Consider the following 17165-nt stretch of genomic DNA (forward strand, 5'->3'; position numbering starts at 1 on the left):
CCGACGGTTGGAAAGGACACCCCATGCGCATCCTCCTCGCCTGGACGGATGAGACCTCACCGAACCTCGGCGTCCGCGCCCTCGGGCGCGGGTCGAAAGACCTGCTCCGCCGCATCTGGCCGCAGGCGGAGTTCGTGTACATGAACTACGGCTCGAAGCCCGAGGCCGTCACGTGGTCTCCGCGTGGTCTCGTCCGCGAGTGGGTGACCGGCCGCCGCGGCATGCGCGACTGGCTCGACGGGTTCGACCTCTACTGGGACACCCGCTCCGGCGACAGCTTCTCGGACATCTACGGCCTCCCGCGGCACACGACGATGTCGATGATCCACGAGTTCGCGGCGCGTCGACACGTCCCGACGGTCCTGGCGCCGCAGACGATCGGCCCCTTCGGTTCGCGCCGGTCGCGGCTGCTCGCTCGGCGGGACGTGCACCGCTCCCGGCTCGTGCTCGCCCGCGATCCCTTGAGCGCCGCAGCGTCGGCGACGCTCGGGCGACCCGTCGACCTCACGACGACGGACCTCGTGTTCGGCATCGACCAGCCCGTGGCCGAGCGGGGTCACGACGTCCTGCTCAACGCCTCGGGACTGCTCTGGCGGTCGACCCGTCACGGAGACCCCGAGGCGTACCGACGCCAGATCCGCGCGGTGATCGACGGACTTCTCGTCCGCGGCCGCTCCGTCACCCTGTTCCCCCACGTCCTCGACTCCGCCGACCCCGACAACGACGTCCCGGTGGCGACCGAGCTGCACGCGGAGTACGAAGGGCGCCTGGGGCTGGTCGTGCCGCGCGACCTCGAGCACGCCCGGGCGGTCATCGCCGGGGCATCCCTCGTCATCGGGGCGCGCATGCACGCCTGCCTGAACGCCCTGTCGACGGGAACCCCCGCGATCGCGATGGCCTACTCCCGCAAGTTCGCGCCCCTCATGGGTGAGCTCGGCTGGCCACACGTCGTGGACGCGAGCGGCTCCGAGGAGGTCGCCGACCGGATCCTCGCCGCCGTCGACGACCCGTCCCTGGCCGCCCAGGCACGGCAGGCGCAGCAGCGGGGGCAGCGGCTCCTCGCCGACGTACAGCACCTCGTCGAGGCGACCCGATGATGTCGCCCCTCACCTTCGTGACCGTCGTCTTCGAGGCCGAGGTCCCGCTCCTCGAACTACAGGCCCGCTCGATGGCCCGCTATCTCGACCCCGCCAGCGTCGAGGAGATGCTCATTCTCGACAACAGCGTCCTCGGACTGAGCGGGCCCTCCCGTCGCCGCCTCCTGCGGGAGTACGGAGCTCTGCAGGACAGGGTGCGCATCGTGCGCACGCGGGAGCTGATCGACCCCGGCGCCACCGGGGGCTGGCGGAGCCAGCAGGCGGCCAAACTCGCGATCGCCCGGCGGATCCGGACTCCTCATTACGTGGTCCTCGATGCGAAGAACCATTTCACGCGCGCGGCGAGCGCCGCGGAGTTCGTCGACCGCACCGGTCGCGCGTTCGGACGCTCGCACCCGTACACGACGCATCCGCTCCGCGAGTCACTCGTGAGGACCCTCACCTACCTCGGCGCCGATGCGCACCAGACCGAACGGGCGGTCGCCGCGTTCCCGCCCACCGCCACGCCCTTCGTCTTCGACACCGACACCGTCCGCGCTGTCATGGACGACATCGAGCGGCGGTCGGGCCGCACGTTCCCGGAGGAGTTCGAGCGCCGCGAGCTGCTCGAGTTCTTTCTCTACGCGGGCTGGATCGACACGCGGGGTCCGGGCCTGGCCGCGCTGCGCAACAACCGGTCGCTCCCGGCACCCGCCGTGTGGCCGAAGGCGGCATCCGTCGACGGCGTCCGCGCCGCGATCGCGGAGCACCGCCGAGAGGACGCGGCCGTGTTCGCCGTGCACCGCCAGGTGCTCGCCGCGGCAGACCCCGCCACCCTCGCCCGCATCGCCGAGGCGTGGACCACCTTCGGCCTGTTCCCGGATGCCGCCTCCGCAGGCACGTTCATCCGGCGCTTCCGCCGACGGTATCTCCCGGCGATCGTGTGGACCCGCGGAATGGAGCGCGTCCGTCGCGCCGTGGGTCACCGGAAGCGCGCGCCGAGGCTCACCTCGTCCGTCGTCAGGTCGGAGACGCCCGCGATCTGAGCGGGGACGGGTACCGCGATCGAGGTCTGCCGCGAAGCCGTCGCCGATCGCAGCGAGTAGTCGTCGTGAACCGGGGATGCCGCTTGCTCGACCAGCACCGACCGCCTGTCCCGCCCGGTGGCGGACGTGAAGTCGGCGAGCGTCGCGAAGCCTTCGGAGGATCCCGCCGCGCCGCGCGAGTAGATCGCGAACCAGCGGGTCGCCGTGGGCGATGCGCGGTGATAGAAGTTGCCCTCCGCTCGCGTCACCATCTGCCCGCCCACGAGGGCCCGCGAGAAGTCGTCGACGCACACCAGGCACTCGCCCCGCGGTTCCGCCACGATGTTATTGGCGATCACGATGCCCTTGGTCATCCACGGAATGAGACTGTTCGCTGATCGCCGCTTGTTCTGCGTGACCGCGATGTTGCGTTCGTTGCCCACGAGGGTGTTGTTCCAGATCGCCGCATCCCCTGCGTTCGCGATCAGGATTCCGTGCAGCGCGTTGTCGGCCACGAGGTTGTCGGCGAAGACCGCGCGTTCCGACAACTCGAACACCACGCCGCTGCCCGTGTTGCGCAGACTGTCGTTGCCGCTGAAGACGACGCCGTAGTTCGACTCGTCGAACCACGGACCCTGGCCGAGGTTGTCGGCGAAGACGCTGTCGGCGACGACCACGTCCGTTGAACTGTGAATCTTGAGGGCGCCCGACACCGGCGCCCTGTTGAAGCGCTCACGGTTGTTGCCGGTCGAGAGCATGCGGCGGATCTCGAGGCCGTCCGCCTGCGAGGCGCCGGCGCCGAGCAGACCGTTCCCGATGACCGACACGTCCGCGAGCGTGGTGTCCTTCGACCAGGTGTAGAGACCGGTCGTCGAGTTGTCGCGGATCGTGACGTCCGAAAGGGTCACCCGGTCGGCGGCGACGATGACGGTCCCCATCGACGGGACGCTGGTCGCGTACCGCCGGACGCCGATGCCCTTCACCACCGACCCCTCGGAACGCACCGAGAGAGCGCTGATGAGTGTGCTCACCTTGGCCTTCTTGCCGGTGAGGTCCGTACCGACGACGAGTTCATCGGACTTCTCGTCCACGAAGAAGCGTCCGTTCGAGACCTGGGAGCGGGATGCGACCTGCGTGAGCTGCCGCCCGTCGACCCACACCTGATCGGGGTGGGCGGCCATCGGGTACGCGGGATCGACGAAACGCCAGCCGTCCTCGGTGCCGTCCGGCTCCCCCCGCTTGAACGTGGGGCTCGCGTCGAGCGACTGCGTCCAGCCGGAGCGGACCCAGACATTGCCCGACTTCCGCCATCCCGTGACGGTCTCGGCACCGTCCAGCCAGACCGCCTCGGCGCGATACGGCTGAATCGTGACCCGCTTCTGCGGCGGGATGATGACGCTCTCGTGGTACGTCCCACCCCGGAGGGCGATCGTGCCCCCGTTCGACACCTTCTTCAGTGCGGCGGTGATCGTTCGCAGCGGCGACGCCACGGTGCCCGCGGCGGAATCACGTCCGGCGGGAGAGACGATGACCGCGGCCGCGGGAACGGGGTAGTCCCGTGTACCCGGCTCGGCCGCGCCGGCCGTCGCGCGAGCACCTGCGACCCGCTCCGCACCGGGAGCGGGAGCGGGCTCCGCGGGAGTCGGTTTGGGCGTCGGCTTCGGCGCGGGGGAAGGGGCGGCGGGCGTCGCCGTCGCGGCCGAGACCCCGAGGTCGTCGACACCGACACGCAACGCCTTCGTCGCGGCGGAGGTATAGAGAGAGAACTCGACGGCGCCCTTGCCGGCGATGCGTTCCGCCGACGAATCCGTGTGCGTGACGATCCGGGCCGCGGACTCCGACGCCCCCGAGCGCCAGACCTTGCCCGTGAGGGCGACCTTCGTCGTCCCGGTCGCCTGCATTCGGACGTGCAGCGTGCCGCCTGCTCGGACCCTGTCTGTGAGGCGCACACGCTCGAGCGTGGTCACCGAGGTACCCGAGCGCTTCTCCAGAGTGAGGTCGACGTAGCCGCCGACCATGACGCGAACACCGACCTGGTAGGCGCCTTCCGCAGTGGCGCGCACGCCGTGCGAGAGGTACAGGCCGCTTCCGGTCGTGGGGAGGGTGGGCACGGTCACCGTGAAGCGGGAATCCACGTCACGAGCGGAGACGGGGAGCGTGACACGGGAAGTGCGCCCGGGTCGAGGGCTGGTGATCCACCCTTTTCCGCCGCTGACGGAGGCCACCGTCGACGAGAGCTTCGTCCAGCCGCCGCCGGTTTCGGCCTTGCCCCAGCCCGACCCCACGGTTCGCGACATCGGATCGCGCGCGTAGACGGAAGCCGCGGCCGACGCGGGGGCACCGACGCCGACGAGCAGTCCGACGATCAGGACGAACACGAGTGCGAGCGAGACGCCGGCAGCGCGTCTGGGCAGGGAGAAGGAGATCATGGGGGCCTCAATTCGCCGTTGGGGGGGGACCGACGGAATGAGCGACGAAATGCATCGCGAGCGGGGGGAAATTGTCGACGACGGTATCAGAGCGATTGCCGCTCTCCGTTTCGGATGAGAGACCCCTCATGCGCACAGGTGGACCGAACGAGTACGCTGCGCCTCCCGCCCCGAACCTGGGAACCCTGTCGGTGGACGCCCTCGCCCCCGTAGAATGGGAGTCCTTGGGGAGGGGGACCCATGGCGGAATCCACGCCTTGGTCGGGGCATTGGCTGTTGAGCGCGCTGCGCAAATTCTGGTGGGGTGTGGCGCTGTGCGCCCTCCTCGGAGGCGGCGTGGCCTACGGCCTGTCCGCACTCGAGACACCGCGTTATCAGTCGACGGCCTCGCTGTACTTCGCGCTCAACCAGGGGGCGAGCGCGTCGGACCTCAATCAGGGGTCGGCCTACACCCAGAACCAGATGCTCTCGATCGCACAGCTGGCCACCACCTCGCGGGTGCTCGAGCCGGTCATCGAAGAGCTCGGTATCGACACGACCCCCCGCGAACTGGCGCGGTCGATCGATGTCGCGATCCCGCAGGACACCGTCATCCTCCGCATCACCTCCACGACGACCAACGCCGACCGGGCGGCGTCACTCGCGAACGCCGTCGCCGCCGAGCTCGCAGATGTCGTCCTCGAGATCTCCCCGAAGGGGGCGGAGGGGGCGCCGACCATCACCGCGGAGACGATCGACCAGGCGGTGGTGCCGGCATCCCAGTCGTCGCCGAACAAACCGCGGGATGCTCTGCTCGGTCTGCTCCTCGGTGCCATCATCGGCACCGCCGCGGCGTTGATCTTCAGCGCCGCCGACACCCGGGTGCGGAACGAGGACATCCTGGCGCGGGTGAGCGGCACCCCGGTCCTGGGAGTCATCACGCGCGCGCCGCTCCTGGCGCACCGGGCCGCCGGCATCGCCCAGGAGCCGATGGGACGATCCGCGGAGGAGTTCCGACGCCTCCGCTCCGCCCTCACCTACGCGAACGTGGGATCACGGGTATCCACCCTGCTCGTCACGTCGGGCTCCCCCGGCGAGGGCAAGTCGACCGTCGCCGTCAACCTGGCGCTGACTCTCGCCGACCTCAACCACCGCGTCCTGCTGATCGATGCCGACCTGCGGCGGCCGCAGGTGCACGTCTTCTTCGGTATCGAGGATGCCGTCGGCCTCACCTCGGTCCTTCTCAAGATGCATGACTTCGACACGGCGCGATACCCGTTCCGCTCCTCGACGCTCGACGTGCTCCCCTCCGGCGGCACTCCCCCGAACCCCGCAGAGATCCTCGCCTCGCAGGCGATGGCGGACCTGCTCGAGGAGTCGGCGGAGCGCTACGACTTCGTCGTCGTCGACGCTCCGCCCATCCTCAACGTCGCCGACGCGAGCCTGCTCGCCCCGTCGGTCGACGGTGTGCTGTTCGTCGTCGACGCGACCAAGACCCGTCGACCGAACGCGGCGAAGTCGATCAAGCTGCTCGAGGGCGCGGGCGCGCGAGTGCTCGGGAGCATCCTGAACCGAGCCCGCCACGACAAGCGGGCGGGCGACTACTACGGCCCGGTGACCCGCGTCCGGCCCGCCGCCGACGAGCCCTCGGACATCGGAACCACGCCGACGCAGGTGTGAACCCGGCCTCGGAGCCGGTCGCACCGCGGGGTCGGCCGGCGGTGCGGAGACGATCAGCGGGCGCGGGCGCCGCGGCGCTCGGAACGTCCCCCGAAGGCGCGCAGGTGCTCGTGGAGCGCGGTGGTCTCGGTCTGCACGGTCTGCAGCACCCGACGGTGATCCCGCGGACGACGGTGGTGCGCGTCGGGGATGTCGAGGTCATCGGAGTGGTCGCGTCGGTGGAACCACCGCACGCGACTCCTCCGGTCTTCCGAACGGACACTGCCTCGACGCTGATCGAGCGATTCGGCGAAGGCGGTGAGGAGCTCGTCGCCGTCGCGACCCCGACCGGGGGGTGCGACGACCGGTTCGAGCTGCGCGAGGATGACCGCCTCGCGCAGCGTGAACGTGCGGGAACGCATTGCGGGGATGAGGAGGGCCACGTCAGCACGCTCGGCCCGGGTCGCGGTGATCACAAGGCTCGCGCTCTGGAGCAGGTCACGGTCGAGCAGCACGGCGCCGCGGTCGACGGCGAGCGGCGCATCGTCGTCACCTGCCGGCGAGATGAGCGCTTGCACCTCGTCGCACACCGGGCGACCTGCCACCGCTGCGACACCCGCGCTGACGGCGGACCATCGCTCCGAACCGGTGGCACGCTCCGCGGCGCGGAACTCGTGCTCCATCAACCGTGAACGACAGACATTCGCGTGGCAGAGGAAGAGAACACCGTCAGTCATACGAATCCTCCGGTACGGGTGGCGCTCAGCCAGGGATCGATCGCCGCCAGCCGATCGGCGAAGAGGGATCGGACACCGCCTGCGACACCGTTGTCGTGGTCACGGGCCGCGCCGAACGCGGCGCGGGCGACGAGGACGGCATCGCGTTGCCGGGTATCGCCGGTCCATTCCTGTCCGGCTGCCGCCCACAATGCCGTCAACACGTCGTCGAACCCGCCATCGCGGTAGGCGCTCAGGGCATCGGGGCCGGCGGAGATCAGCACTCCGATCGGATAGGCGAAGAAGGGCTGCAGCTGCAGATCCCCCAGATCGATGGGAACGGGGCGACCGTCGCGTCCGACCATGAGGTTCTTCGCCGTCGCCTCGTACGCACTGGGCACCCACGACATCCGATCGAGCAGGTCGCCGAGGTGCGGCGCATCCCACCTCTCGCGGAACGGCGCGTCCTCGAAGAGGTCGTCTGCGACGTGAGCGAGCAGCTGCCGCAGGCCGACGCCATCCACCGCCGCGTGCGACGTCAACCCCGCGTAGTCGGTGATCAGCTGCCGAACGGCGTCGACGCGCGCGGCAGAAGGGACGTCGAGGAGGTGCTCGCCGGCGATCAGATCCTCGATGACGTACGCACCGTGGTCGCCGACGGCGAAAGCGGGAGCACCGACGTGGGCGGTGAAGGCGGTCCGCATCCGCACGTACTCCTCGCTCACGGGTCCGGTGCCGTACCGACGGATGACGTGGTGTGCGGCCGTGTCGAAGAGGACCGTCCCGCCGTCGTGGGCGGCGATCGCGGCATCCGCCGTTCCGCCGCGGCCCAGGACGACGAAGGCGTGACGCAGATCGCTCAGCCACGCGAGCGGGTGGGCCGGCGTCCGCATCGACCCGGTGCCCTTGGTCGACGAAGCATGCCCGGGGACCGGGGCCGCGCCGACGCGACGCCACATGAGCGGGCCGGCCTTCACCCAGAGTCCCGGCGCGAGGTCTCGACGGACGGCGCGCACGCGTTCGCGGCCGCTTTCCACGGAAAGGTCGTCCACGGGTCAGCCCAATGCCGGTCGACGCGGGCCGCCCTGCGAGGCGGCCCTCCCGGAGATCTCGCTGACCTCCTTGAAGTAGTGGTTGTCGTGACGGAGATTCTCGGCAGAGTCGAAACCGGCGATCGTGCCGTCCGCGACGACCATCACGCGATCGCAGATCGCCAACGTCGACAACCGGTGCGCCACGAGGAAGACGACGGCGTCGCCCGCGAGGTCGTGCAGGGTCGCCTGAACGGATTCCTCCGACTTGACGTCGAGCGCACTCGTCGGCTCGTCGAGGATCATGATGGCAGGACGCGCCGCGAGCGCCCGAGCGAGGCAGATGCGCTGGCGCTGGCCACCGGAAACCAGCGATGCGCGCGCTCCGACGATCGTGTCGTAGCCGTCGGGAAGCCGCAGGATGTCCTCATGGATGTGCGCGCGCCGGGCGGCATCCTCGACAGCCGCGTCGTCGATGTCGTCGCGGAAGAACCGGATGTTCTCCCTCACCGATCCGTAGAACAGCTGCGGGGACTGCGGGACGTACGTCACCATCCGACGCCAGTCGGCCCGATCGATGTCGGCCGCGGGCTTACCGTTGACCGAGTAGGTACCGGAGGTCGGCTCCCGCAGGCGCAGCAGCAGCTGGACGAGCGTGGACTTGCCCGCGCCCGACGGACCCACGATGCCGACGATCTCGCCCATCTTCACCGAGAACGACACGTCGTGGAGGACCTCGGAACCCCGGTCGTAGCCGAATCCCACCCCGCTCATCGTGAGGTCGCCGATGTGATCAGCCGCCTCGTGACCAGGGCTCTGGGGCCGCGATTCGTACCGCTCGATCGCGTCGGCGAGGTGGTGGACGAAGGGCAGCTTCTCGTCGACCGAGGTGATCGCCCCCTGCACCCGCTGGCCGTAGGTGACGGCGCGGATCAGGATCAGGACGACGGCGCCGAGGGTCGCGATGTTGCCGGCGCCGAGGAGGGCGACGACGCCGAGCGCGATCACGAGGACGAGCAGCGCGACGCTCTGGTAGAGAGCGGGGACGGCGCCGGAGAGGTAGCGCACGCGCTGGAACGGCTGCTGCACGGCCCGCAGCTGCGCGTAGAAGCGCTCACGATAGGCGGGGGTCGCACCGAAGACCTCGGTCTCCTCGGCGAGGGCGGCGACCTCCTGCGTGGTCTTCGCGTACTCGATGTTCTCGGAGCTGAGGACCGTGGAAGCCCGTCGCAACGAACGCGAGAGCGGGCGCAGCACCGCGAACAGCGCCAACGACACCACGGTGATCACCGCAGCCGCGGGTGGGCTCATGACGACCGCCGACGCGAGCAGGCTGAGGAACATCAGTCCGGAGGAGATGACCCCCGCGATGAGGATGATCGTCTCGGACGTCGCCCGGACCTGGTTCAGCATGACCGACTGGAAGCCGCCGTCGCGCTCCGCGGACTTCGACGGCCAGGCCGCACCCACGAATGCGTCGAAGAGTCGCGTGCGCAGGTCCACCATCGCCTGCCCGCTCATGACGGCGGGGAGGTAGGCGACCCACAGTTGCAGAGCACCCCGCAGGAGTGCGAGGAGGATGCCGAGCCCCAGGGCGAGCGGCAGGTTCAGCGCGACCTGGAGCCCGAGGAGATCCACCTGGACATCGCGGCTTTCGGCGAGCGCGAGTGCGAGCGCCGCGATCAACGTGAGCAGCGCCGCTTCGAAGAGCCCGGCCGCCACCGAGGCGACGGCGATGAGGACGATCTTGCCCCGGGACCTCGTGAAGAACGGCCCGACCCGGCGCCACGCCGCCACCGACGCCTTCAGCGTCGTCAATGCGGATCGCCGCGACTTTCTTTCTCGTCGTAGTGACAACTCATCTCCCCCTTGATGACGTGCCGTGACCGGCTCCGCCGATGATCATGACGTCCGTGCGCGGATGCTCCGCGGCGGCCGCCATCGTGCTTCCGGGCTCCGGCCGTAGCGCGCTCGAGACGGCGACGCCGACGATGAACCAGAGCAGGATGCCGTACTGCGTGATGAACGCGACGGCGAACAGTCCGGGCAGTTGAGCGATGATGGCCACGGATGCCGGCGACATGCGCCCAGCCCGCAGGGCGACCACCACTGCGCCGACGTAGACCGTGAACAGTGCCGCGGTCGGAAGATATCCGTAGCGCAGCAGCAGTGAGATGAACGCGTTGTCCGTCGACGCGGTGAACGAACCGAGGTAGGTGTCGCCGACGACGAGGTCCTCCCAGCCGGATGCGCCGCCGATCAACTGGACCTGGCTGAGCAGGACAGTCAGGCTGCCGCGGTAGTCCGCGCTGCCCCCCGCTTCGCTCCCGGCGTCGAGGAACACGGTGTCGAGGAACGGGACGAGGATGAACAAGCCGACGGCCAGCAGACCCGCCGTCACCCATCGGATCGAGGTTCCGACGCCGCGGAGAACGAGGATCGAGAGGACGACCGTCAGGACGAAGGTGATGATCCCGATCCGGCTGAACGTGAAGACGACGGCGACACCGATGACGACGAGCCCGACGGCCTTGACCCACGTCGACATGCGGGTGGCCAGGACGAACGCGGCCGACATGGCCAGCGCCCCACCCAGTGCGATGGAGTGTCCGAAGGCTCCCTCCGCTCGCAGGAAGCCGGCTCGCGGCTGCAGGGTTCCCCACGTCGCCTGGAGCGGTCCGTAACCGGGGATGCCGATGAAGAAGTTGGACCCGGTCAGGAACTCGATCACGGCGAGGACGCCGACGGCGACGGCGGCACCGGCGATCCAACCCGCGATCGGCCGGGATCCGATGCGTTCGTAGATGATGCGTCCCCAGAAGTACGGGAGGACGAGTTCGAGGACGCCCGACACGAGGTAGGACAGGTCGACCTGCTTCGCCGCGAACAGCAGGACGATCACACCGACGAAGAGCAGCATGAACGCATCCGGGGCGGCAAGCCGGAACCGCCCGCCGTGCAGGACGACGAACCCGAGCGTCGAGAGGGTGACCGCGGACAGGAAGAACCCGAGGTTCACACCGACCCAGATCGGGAGGAAGAAGACCGCGACGACCCAGATCGCGAGGCTCAGCCGCGGCGCCCGAGCAAGGAACATGGCCGCGATACCCGCCGCGAGGAGAGCGGTGAGCGCGGCCATCATCATCAGACCGTCCGTCATCCGCATCCACCTCCCCTCAGCGCGGGTCGGCCCGCGGCATGCGTCGTTGCATGCCGGCGGGCCGACATCATCGTCATTCGATCGGCGCGACCCGGAAGTCGTCGAAGGACACCGTCATCGCGCTCGTCGAGGACGACGCACGGTTGGCGCGCAGACCCACCGCGGCCGCAGCCTGCAGATCGCTCGTCGTGTCACTGGTGACGAGCTGCCATGCCGACGGCTCGGTGGCGCCCTTCTTCCACAGCTTCGCGCGAAGTTCCGTCGTGCCACTCGCTCCGGTGGACTCCACCTTCATCGAGAAGCTGTCGCCGGCGGCGTACGTCAGGCCCGTTGCGCTGAACGTCTGGAGGACGGTCGAGCCGCGCTGCGCGACGAGGTAGACCCTGCCGTCCGTACGGAGCCAGGCATTCACGACGTAGTAGCTGCTGCCGGAGTTGCGCGGAACGATGCCGACATAGCCGGAACCGGTGGACGAGGCGACGTCGATCGTGAAATCGGTCGACGCGGTGAAGTTCCGCAGCGGCGTCTGCGTGAGCAGCGCTGTCCGCGTGCCACCCGCAGCGAGCGCGAATCGCCCCGTCCCGCCGCTGACACTCGCCGCGGATGCCGACCCGCCGCTGATCGTCCACGCGCCACCGACGTCGGCCGTGCCCCAACCGCCTGTCGCGGTGCGCTCGAACGCATCGCGGGCGAGGACGTCGGCGGGCGCCGGAGCGGTGACGGTGACGGCCTTCTTCGCGGAGTGCGTCGCGCCCTTGTCGTCGGCGACCGTGAGGGTCACCTCGTAGTCACCCGCGGCGGCGTAGGTGTGCGATGCGGTCGCGCCCGACGAATCCTGCGACGAGTCGCCCCACTTCCACGAGTACGACGCGATCGACCCGTCGGCATCCGTCGATCCCGAGCCGTTCACCGACAGGGTGAGGTCGGATGCCGCGGTCGTGAAGCTCGCGACGGGCGCCTGGTTCGGTGCGGGTGCGGTCACGGTCACGGTCTTGGTCACGGCGTGCGTGGCGCCGTCGTCGTCGGTGACGGTCAGGGTGACCTGCTTGTCCCCCGCCGACGCGTAGGTGTGCGACGCTGTCGCCCCGCTCGACGCCGGCGAGCCGTCTCCCCAGCTCCAGGAGTACGAGGCGATCGACCCGTCCGCGTCCGTCGACGCCGACCCGTCCACCGAGGCGGCGAGGCCGGATGCCGAGGACGTGAAGCTCGCTACAGGCGCCTGGTTCGGCGCGGGGGCGGCCTGCGTGTCGCGCACCGTGAGGTCGTCGAAGCGGACCGTGCCCGGTGCCGTCGCGGAACCGGCCGTCGCGTAGTGCAGGATCGGCCCACCGGCCGCCTGCAGCCCCGCCGTCGAATCCGTCGTCTCGAGCTGCCAGGCCGTCGGCTCCGTCGTGCCCTGCTTCCACACCTTCGCCTTGATGGACGTCGGGCTGGCGCCCGTGACGTCGACGCGGAGCGAGAAGGAGTCGCCGGCGGCCCACGTGAGCCCGCTCACCGCCTTGGAGGTGATGACGGTGCTGCCCCGCTGCGCGACGAGCCAGACGGCTCCCGTGTCGCGGTGCCAGACGCGCACGTTGTAGAAGTTCGACCCGTTTCGTCGTGCACCCAGCCCCACGTAGCCCGCCGTCGAGGGACCGTTCGTCAGCGTGTAACCGACCCGGCTCTCGGAGTCGCGCAGGGCGGCTCCCAGGGCGAGCGTCCGCGTCTGCCCGGCCGCGATCGTCAGCTGACCCTTGCCGTCCTGCACCGATGCGCCCGAGGTCGAGCTGCTGGCGAAGGTCCACGCGCCCCCGGTGTCGGCGGTGCCCCATCCGGACGCCACCGTGCGACCGAAGGCATCCGCCGCGGCGTACGCCGGCGCGGGCGTGGATGCGACGGTGACCGTCTTGTCCACGGTGGACGTTGATCCGAGGCTGTCGGTCACCGTGAGTGTGATGGTGTACTCGCCGTCCTCCTCGTACTCGTGCGTCGCCGTGGCGCCGCTCGAATGAGCCGAGCCGTCCCCCCAGTTCCAGTCGTAGGACAGGGTGGCGTCGTCGGAGGCCGACGAACCCGCGGCATCCGTCGTCACCGTGCGCTCGTCGGTCTCGGAGGTGAACGCCGCCACGGGTGCCGCGTGGGTCACGGTCACGTTCTCCGTGTGCTCCGTCGAGCCACCGCGACCGTCGGTCACCGTCAGCGTGACGGCGTAGGTCCCGGCCGCTGCGTAGCGGTGCGAGGCGGTCGCCCCGGTCGCCGTGGCGTCGTCACCGAAGTCCCACTCGTAGCTGAGCGTGTCGCCGTCGGGGTCGGTGGCGGTGCCGGTGACGTCGACGCTCAGGCCGCTCGCCTCAGCAGCGATGTCCAGATCGCGCGGTGCCGCATTCGGCGGCTGCTGCCCCGACCCGATGATGAAGTGGTCCGACACCTGGGCCGCAGTGAGCGCGGTCGGGTACACGGCGGCCTCGTCGAGCGAACCCGTCCAGTAGGTCGCACCCTCCCAGCCCGAGTCGCCACCGATGCGCCAGTATCCGCTGTAGTTCTGGGCAGTCGCGATGTCGTTCTGGTCGACCAGCTGGCCGTCCAGGTAGAGACGCATACCGGCGGACGACTGCGTGGCCACGACGTGGTGCCACTTGCCGTCGTTGAACCCCGGACCGCTCTGGATGATGCCGGCCCAGCCGTTCCAGACACCGAAGCGCAGCGCTCCGTCACCGCTCATGTAGACGTGCCGGTCGTAGCTCCCGCTCTGCCCCACGCGGTTATTGCCGAAGCCGATCAGCTTGCCACCGTCGGTGCTCGTCGTCTTGAACCACGTCTCCATCGAGTACGTGGTCGGGTTGAAGACCTGCTTGTCGCCCGTGACGCCTGTCTGCCCGTTGGGGCTCAGCGTGATCGAGGAGCCCACGCCGGTGGCCAGCGCGCTCGGAGCTCCCTTGGTCACCCCACCGAAGTAAGTACCCGGGTAGATGTAACCCGCACCGCTCGAATCCGCCGCGGCGGAACCGGACGTCTCATCGAGGCGCCAGTAGACCGACGGGTTGAGCGAGTAGACGGACTTGCCGTACGTGTCGGACGGTGCCGCAGCGGGTGTCGTCCCGCGGCCGCTCGCGGCGTAGTGGCGAGCCACGGCGTCGAGGCTCAGCGCCGTCGGGTAGACCGCGACGTCGGCGATGGTGCCCGACAGGTAGTTGCTGCTGCCACCGTTGGGCCACCCGCCGGTGTTGTCGCCACCGACCTTCCAGTAGCCGTTGTACCCCTGCGCGGACGTGATGTCCGACCGGCCGCCGACGAGGGCGCCATCGACGTAGAACCGCATCCCGGCGGGCGACAGGCTGGCCACCACGTGGTGCCAGGCGCCGTCGTTGTAGCCGGGCCCGCTCTCGAGCGTCTGGACGCTGTTCGGGTACACGCCGAACGTCAACCGACCATCGTTGCTGAGGTAGACGTGCCGGTCGTAGCTGCCGGAGGTCCCGCCGGCGTTGTCCCCGAATCCGACGATCTTGCCGCCGGACGTACTGGTGGTCTTGAACCAAGCCTCCACGGAGAAGGTGTTCGGGCCCGTCTCGGACGTGGCGGTCGAGGCGAACGAGCCGTCCCCGCCGGCGAACTGCGTCGCCTTCGTGGGCGTGGCCTGGTTCTGTCCCGTGACGCCGCGCGTCGCGCCGTTCACGGTGAGGTCGTCGCTCCCGGCCCAGTCGAAGCCGGCAGTGCCGGAGTCCTCGCCCAGGGGCCAGTAGTGGGTCGCGCTGTCCTCGATGACCGCCGTGGCGTACGTCGACGCGGATGCGGACGTGATCGTGACGGTCGCGGGAGAGCTCTGGACGGTGTTGCCGTTACCGTCGCGAGCCACCACCGTGTAGGTGTAGGTCTGCCCGGCGACGACGTCGGTGTCCTTCATCACGATGCCCGGCCTCTGCCACCACGTCGAGGCGACGGTGGTCGTCGCGACGGGAGTGGAGCGTCCGCTGCGGCGGAGCTCGTAGGTGAGGTTCATGTCGTCGCGGTCCCAGTTCGCCTGGATCTGCACGCGGGCCTCGCCGGCCGCGATCGATCGCGCGCTCGGCGTCCAGCTCGCAGTCGCGATGCGCGGACCCTGCTTGGCGCCCGTCGACGGCTTCGTCGAGAAGCGCACGATGCCCTGGTACCGCTGGTTGTTGACGCTGCCGAACTCACCGGCGACGGAGATGTAGTCGCCGGTTCCCGTGATCGACAGGCCCGCCTGCCCGAGCCCGGAGGTGTTGCCCACGGTGAAGTCGGGGTACCAGGTGTACGCGGACGGGGACGGCGTTCCCGCCCAGTTCTTGTAGATGGAGCTCTCGCTCGGTGTCCGAGGCAGCGTGCCGCGGGCATCGGCGGTGTAGGCCTCGATGTAGCGGTACTGCCGCTTGGGCTGCTCGGGCCAGAGGCCCACCGTGTCGCACTGGTGGGTGTGGCTCGTCGAGTAGACGACCTTGCCCGTCGACCAGACACCGTAGTGGTCACCGTGGCAGTCGGCGAGCCAGCGGAGGTCGCCTGCTCCCGCGTCGACCGCGAAGGTGCCCTCGATGTTGCCGGTCGCCACGTCCGCGTAGGTCCAGCCGGTGCCGTAGACACCACCGGCATCCGTCGCCAGTCCGAAGATGCCGCTGCGGCCGGCGTTGCCGCCCTCGGCCCACCCGTTCTTGATGATGGACGTCACGGCCCACGGGACGGTCGCTCCCGTCGCGGGGTCGAGCGCGCCGATGCCGCGCTGCTCGCCACCGACGCCGTTGACGGTGTAGAAGCGACCGCCGATGATCACCTTCTGGTTGCCCGGCTCCATGACCATCGCGTCGACCTGGAGGTCGGTGGTGGGCGCCCAGGACATCAGTGCGCCGTTGCTCGCGCTGAAGGCGGCGAGGTTGCCGCGCGCGGCGCCGTTGCCCTGCGTGAAGCGGCCGCCGACGTAGACGGTGCTGCCCGTCGCGGCGACGGCGTAGACGCCGGTCCCGCCTACCGACGGAGCGAATCCGGGCACGAGAGCGCCGGTCGTGGCGTCGAGGGCCGCGAAGTTGAAGCGGGTCGAGCCGTTGACGGAGTTGAAGGAACCGCCGATGTAGATCCGGCTGCCGTCGGGCGAGGCGGTGATGGCCTTGATGACACCGTTGACCTGCGGGGCGAACGGCTTCAAGGCGCCCGTGGTGATGTCGTAGGCGAGGATGTTGGACCGCGGCGTCAGGCTCGTGCCGGGAGCGGCGAGCGGTGCCCGGGCGTTCGTGAACGAACCCGCGGCGTAGACCGTGTTGCCGACCATCGTCTGCGCCCACACGTAACCGTCGTCGATCTGCACCGTCGGGAGCGCGTCGGCGGTGGCGACGTCGGCGTCGCGCTGCAGGAGCGGAGCCGGGTCGGGCGAGAGGGGTTCCGCGGCGTGGGCGGCCGGCGACACTGCCAGCATCCCGGTACCGATCAGCACCGCAGCCGCGAGGATGCTCACGGCGCGCGTCAGCTTCGACGGCTTCCGAGTCGTTGCGTTGTGGATCATCAGTCCGTCTTTCCCGAGAATTCGGCGACGGGCTCCCCGGCCGAGTAGTTGACGCTCACGGTCACGGAGCGATCCGCCGCCGGGTCGAGCATGAAGACATACGAACCGGAGGCGGAGTCGCCCGGCTCGAGGTCGCCGGCGAGAGGCGTGTTGGGCCCGGCGGTGGTGCCGATGCCGTACTCGCCGTCGGCGGCGGTGAGGGTGACGACCGCGGAGTCGAGGTCGGCCGTCTCGCGCGAGTCGTTGCGCGCGGTGAGCTTCACGACCACAGCGGGGCCGGACACCTCGCCCGGGGTCGCCGCCGTCACAGTGGTGGCCGAGACCGAGTCCAGTTCGATCACCAGACCCGTCGACAGTTCGATCGGCTCGTCGATCGGGCCGGTCTCGACCTCGGCGGCGGGAGCCTTCGTCGGCGCATCCGCCTCGACGGACGGCGTCGGTGCCGGCGCATCCGGGTCGATCGGCGTGGGAGAAGGACTCTCCGACTCCTGTACGGCGGCCGGCCGTTCCGCCGCCTCTACGGCGCTGCAGCCGACGAGCAGCACCATCCCCGAGAGCGCGAGAAGCGTCCCCCATCGCAGCCGGCGCATGCCACGCCCAGCATC

10 protein-coding genes are annotated in these 17165 nt (G+C 69.8%); 3 read left to right on the plus strand and 7 right to left on the minus strand.

Annotated elements, in window-relative coordinates; all coding sequences use genetic code 11:
• Positions 1-23 precede the first annotated feature (23 nt).
• Together Q9S71_RS03835 and Q9S71_RS03840 are read left to right on the plus strand one after the other, a co-directional pair.
• Positions 24-1097 carry a polysaccharide pyruvyl transferase family protein gene (locus Q9S71_RS03835; RefSeq protein WP_311860612.1) on the plus strand — a complete coding sequence of 358 codons (1074 nt, stop codon included), beginning with the start codon at positions 24-26 and terminating at the stop codon, positions 1095-1097.
• Positions 1097-2122, plus strand: coding sequence for a DUF6492 family protein (locus Q9S71_RS03840; RefSeq protein ID WP_311860613.1), 1026 nt, complete (start codon positions 1097-1099; stop codon positions 2120-2122). Before Q9S71_RS03835 ends, Q9S71_RS03840 begins: the two co-directional genes overlap by 1 nt.
• Here the strand turns inward: Q9S71_RS03840 and Q9S71_RS03845 are convergent.
• Positions 2059-4530, minus strand: a complete 2472-nt coding sequence (locus tag Q9S71_RS03845) for a right-handed parallel beta-helix repeat-containing protein (protein WP_311860614.1) — start codon at positions 4528-4530, stop codon at positions 2059-2061. The two genes, Q9S71_RS03840 and Q9S71_RS03845, sit on opposite strands and share 64 nt — an antisense overlap.
• A 240-nt stretch (positions 4531-4770) precedes the next feature.
• Here Q9S71_RS03845 and Q9S71_RS03850 point away from each other — a divergent pair, with 240 nt between their 5' ends.
• Positions 4771-6189 (plus strand): tyrosine-protein kinase domain-containing protein, encoded by a 1419-nt coding sequence (locus Q9S71_RS03850; RefSeq protein ID WP_311860616.1) that lies wholly within the window; start codon positions 4771-4773, stop codon positions 6187-6189.
• A 53-nt stretch (positions 6190-6242) separates the two neighbouring features.
• On the opposite strand, the gene Q9S71_RS03855 is transcribed toward Q9S71_RS03850, so the two are convergent.
• The 6 genes from Q9S71_RS03855 to Q9S71_RS03880 form a co-directional block, all read right to left on the minus strand.
• On the minus strand, positions 6243-6905 hold the full coding sequence (locus tag Q9S71_RS03855; protein ID WP_311860618.1) for an arsenate reductase/protein-tyrosine-phosphatase family protein: 663 nt from the start codon (positions 6903-6905) through the stop codon (positions 6243-6245).
• Positions 6902-7936 carry a hypothetical protein gene (locus Q9S71_RS03860; RefSeq protein ID WP_311860620.1) on the minus strand — a complete coding sequence of 345 codons (1035 nt, stop codon included), beginning with the start codon at positions 7934-7936 and terminating at the stop codon, positions 6902-6904. Before Q9S71_RS03860 ends, Q9S71_RS03855 begins: the two co-directional genes overlap by 4 nt.
• Positions 7937-7939: 3 nt before the next feature.
• Positions 7940-9733, minus strand: coding sequence for an ABC transporter ATP-binding protein (locus Q9S71_RS03865; protein WP_311860621.1), 1794 nt, complete (start codon positions 9731-9733; stop codon positions 7940-7942).
• Between the two features lie 40 nt (positions 9734-9773).
• A complete protein-coding gene (locus Q9S71_RS03870; protein WP_311860622.1) occupies positions 9774-11075 on the minus strand; it encodes a hypothetical protein in 1302 nt (433 codons plus the stop codon).
• Between the two features lie 73 nt (positions 11076-11148).
• A complete protein-coding gene (locus tag Q9S71_RS03875; protein ID WP_311860624.1) occupies positions 11149-16560 on the minus strand; it encodes a PKD domain-containing protein in 5412 nt (1803 codons plus the stop codon).
• Positions 16560-17150 carry a hypothetical protein gene (locus Q9S71_RS03880; RefSeq protein WP_311860625.1) on the minus strand — a complete coding sequence of 197 codons (591 nt, stop codon included), beginning with the start codon at positions 17148-17150 and terminating at the stop codon, positions 16560-16562. The genes Q9S71_RS03875 and Q9S71_RS03880 overlap by 1 nt, the downstream gene beginning before the upstream one ends.
• Positions 17151-17165: the final 15 nt, after the last annotated feature.

It is taken from the genome of Microbacterium gawkjiense (assembly GCF_031932225.1).
Taxonomy (GTDB): Bacteria; Actinomycetota; Actinomycetes; order Actinomycetales; family Microbacteriaceae; genus Microbacterium; species Microbacterium gawkjiense.

What these genes read in the sequence shown, in the direction of transcription:
- Q9S71_RS03835 (WP_311860612.1), top strand. Translation starts at nt 24, where the DNA reads ATGCGCATCCTCCTCGCCTGGACGGATGAGACCTCACCGAACCTCGGC.
- Q9S71_RS03840 (WP_311860613.1), top strand. Translation starts at nt 1,097, where the DNA reads ATGTCGCCCCTCACCTTCGTGACCGTCGTCTTCGAGGCCGAGGTCCCG.
- Q9S71_RS03845 (WP_311860614.1), bottom strand. Translation starts at nt 4,530, where the DNA reads ATGATCTCCTTCTCCCTGCCCAGACGCGCTGCCGGCGTCTCGCTCGCA.
- Q9S71_RS03850 (WP_311860616.1), top strand. Translation starts at nt 4,771, where the DNA reads ATGGCGGAATCCACGCCTTGGTCGGGGCATTGGCTGTTGAGCGCGCTG.
- Q9S71_RS03855 (WP_311860618.1), bottom strand. Translation starts at nt 6,905, where the DNA reads ATGACTGACGGTGTTCTCTTCCTCTGCCACGCGAATGTCTGTCGTTCA.
- Q9S71_RS03870 (WP_311860622.1), bottom strand. Translation starts at nt 11,075, where the DNA reads ATGACGGACGGTCTGATGATGATGGCCGCGCTCACCGCTCTCCTCGCG.
- Q9S71_RS03875 (WP_311860624.1), bottom strand. Translation starts at nt 16,560, where the DNA reads ATGATCCACAACGCAACGACTCGGAAGCCGTCGAAGCTGACGCGCGCC.
- Q9S71_RS03880 (WP_311860625.1), bottom strand. Translation starts at nt 17,150, where the DNA reads ATGCGCCGGCTGCGATGGGGGACGCTTCTCGCGCTCTCGGGGATGGTG.